A 2,866-nucleotide genomic window follows, 5' to 3' on the forward strand; every position below is an offset into this window, starting at 1 on the left:
CGGCGCGTCCGCGCCCGCCACCGCCGCGCGCAGCGGCAGCTCCAGGCGCGCGCGCGTGCCCTGCCCTTCGCGGCTGTCCAGGCGCAGGCGCCCGCCCATCAGCTCGACCAGTTGCCGGCAGATCCACAGCCCCAGGCCGGTGCCGCCGAAACGCTGCGGGGTATCGTCCGCGCCCTGGCGGAACGGTTCGAACGCGCGCCGCAACTGGCTCGGGCCCATGCCGATGCCGGTGTCGCCGATTTCGATCTCCAGGCGCTGGCCGCGCACCCGCAGATCCAGCCAGACCCGGCCGCTGCGGGTGAACTTGACCGCGTTGCCGAGCAGGTTCAGCAGCACCTGGCGCAGGCGCATCGCATCGCCGAGCAGCGCCTCGGGCACTGCCGCGTCCACCCGCAGGTCCAGGCGCAGGCCCTGGTTGCGGCAGGCCGCGAGCGCGTGCAGCGCGGCCGCGTCGGCGAGCCGGCGCGGCTGCAGCGGCGCCAGTTCGATCCGCATCCGCCCTTCCTCGATCCGCGACACGTCGAGAATGTCGTCGAGCAAGCCCTGCAAGGCCTGCGACGAGTCGCGCAGGTGGCCCAGCAGCGCCTGCTGGTCCGGGTCCAGCGGCGAGCGCTCCAGCAGTTCCAGCATGCCGATCATGCCGCCCATCGGCGTGCGGATCTCGTGGCTCATCGTCGCCAGGAAGCGCGACTTGGCCCGGGTCGCGGCCTCGGCCTGCTCCTTGGCCCGGGCCAGCGCCTGCGCCTGCAGGTGCACGTCGGTGACATCGACGAAATAACCGGTGTAACCGGCGTCGGCGCGGTCCTCGCCCGGCTGCTGCGGCCGCGGCAGGGCGCTGACCCGCACCCAGCGCCATTGGCCGTCCTCGCCGCGCAGGCGGAAATCGGCGTGCAGCCCGCTCATGGTCCGCGCCGCGGCGGTAATCGCCTTGCGCAAGCCGGGCAGGTCCTGGCCGTGCACGCGCGCGAACAGCGCGCGCGAATCGGCCACCACCCGCTCGGCGCCGAGGCCGAACAGCAACTCCGCGCGGCCGGTCAGATAAGGAAAGCGGATCTGCCCGTTGGCCGCGCGCCGCGCCTTGAACACCACCCCGGGCAGATTGCCGGCGACCTCGCGCAGCTTGCGGTCGGCCGCCTCGCGCCGCTGCGATTCGCGGCGCAGGCGCAGGTAGAACGCGGCGATCAGGTTGATCGCCAGCAGCGCCACCGCCACGATCGCCAGCACCCGGTTCCACGGCAGGCCGTAGCTGTAGCGCGTGGCCACCCAGTGGTCGTGGATGCGCTGGCGCTCGGCTTCCGACAGCGCGTCGAGCTGCTGGTCGATCATGTCGACCAGCGGCGCCAGCCGGCGGTCGGCGGCGAAGGCCAGTTCCAGTTCCAGGCCGGTCGGCGCCAGCGTCAACGCGTCGGAGCGGTAGCGGGTCTGCAGCAGGCGGTCGAGCATCGCCAGGCCGCCGACGTGCGCGTCCACCTGGCCCGCGGACAGCCGTTCCAAGCCTTCGGCGTCGGCGTTCACCACGACCACGCGCGCATCCGGCGCGGCGCGCTGCACGGCCCGCCCGGCCACGCTCAGCAGGGTCACCGAGACGCGCTTGCCGGCGAGCGATTCCAGGCCGACCGCGGCGGCGCTGCGGGCGCGGGTCGCGATCACCAGCGGCGTGCGCTCGAACGGCCGGCTATAGATCCAGTGCCCGCCCGGCAGGCTGCCCAGCGGCACCACCGCCAGTTCGGCGCGATGCCCGGTCAGCGCGACGATCGCGCCGCGCAGGCCGCTGTCGGTGACGTAGCCGAAGTCCAGGCCCAGCCGGTCCTCGACCAGGCGCGCGTAGTCGGCGGCGATGCCGGCGGGCTGGCCGTCGCTGTCGAGGGTCGACAGCGGCGCGTTGTCGTCGGCCAGGGCCAGGCGCAGCCGCGGCAGCCGCGCCAGCCACTCGCGCTGCGCCGCGCTGAGCTCGCGCGAGGCGGCCGGCGCCTGCAGGTCGGCGCGCAGCCATTTGCGCCGCAACGCCTCGACCCGGTGCGGATCGCGCTTGATCTGCGCGTCCAGCCACTTCAGCAGCGGCAGGCGCGTCAGCGGCGCGGCGTACAGCACGCCGAGGTCGTTGCGCTGCATCGACGGCGGCAGCTGCGCGGTCGGCAGCAGTTCCAGGGCCGGATGCGGGTCTTCGCGCAGATACCAATCCAGCACATAGGCGGCGTCGAAGTAGACGTCGGCGCGGCCCTGCGCGACCGCGCGCACCGCGGCGGGCGCGTCGGCCACCGCCACCACCTGGGTCGGCGGGAACCGGTTGCGGTCGCGGGTGTGTTCCAGCAGCGCGGCCGGGATCGCCATGCGCATGCGCTCGAGCGCGTCCTCGCTGAGCAGGCGCGCGTCGTCGCGGCGCTTGAGCGCGTACAGCGACAGGTTCTCGATCGGATCGGTGTAGGCCATGCAGCGGCTGCGCGCGGCGGTCACGCGCAGGTTCATGGCCAGGTCGATGCGGCCTTCGCACAGCGCGCGCACCATCGACTCGCTGTCGCCGATGCCGACGTAGCGCGCGCTCAGGCCGCGCTCGCGCAGGATCTGTTCGAGCAGTTCGACGCTGAAACCGCGCGCGCGGCCGTCGCGATAGTCCTGGAACGGCAGGCTGCCCCAGGTGGCGACGCCGATGCGCAGCGGCGCGGGTTTCGGCGCGGCGGCGTCCTTGTCCGCAGTGGCGGCGTCGCCGGGCGGTGGCGGCGCGGCGGCGGTCGGCGCATCGGAAGGCGACGTATTGGCGACGGTCGCGTTCGCTGCGTCGGCCCGGTCTGCGTCGCGCGCCGGTTCGGCTCGCGCCTCGACCGCGATCGCGGCCGGTGCCTGCGCTGCGGCCTGCGTCCACGCCAAG

The 2,866-nt window shown here is 74.1% G+C and carries 1 protein-coding gene; it reads right to left on the reverse strand.

From position 1 onward, the window contains the following. Positions 1-2,866, reverse strand: a 2,866-nt coding sequence (locus A7A76_RS22530; protein ID WP_206413414.1) for an ATP-binding protein, incomplete at both ends; no start/stop codon positions are given.

It is taken from the genome of Lysobacter enzymogenes, from assembly GCF_017168095.1.
GTDB classification, from domain to species: domain Bacteria; phylum Pseudomonadota; class Gammaproteobacteria; order Xanthomonadales; family Xanthomonadaceae; genus Lysobacter; species Lysobacter enzymogenes_D.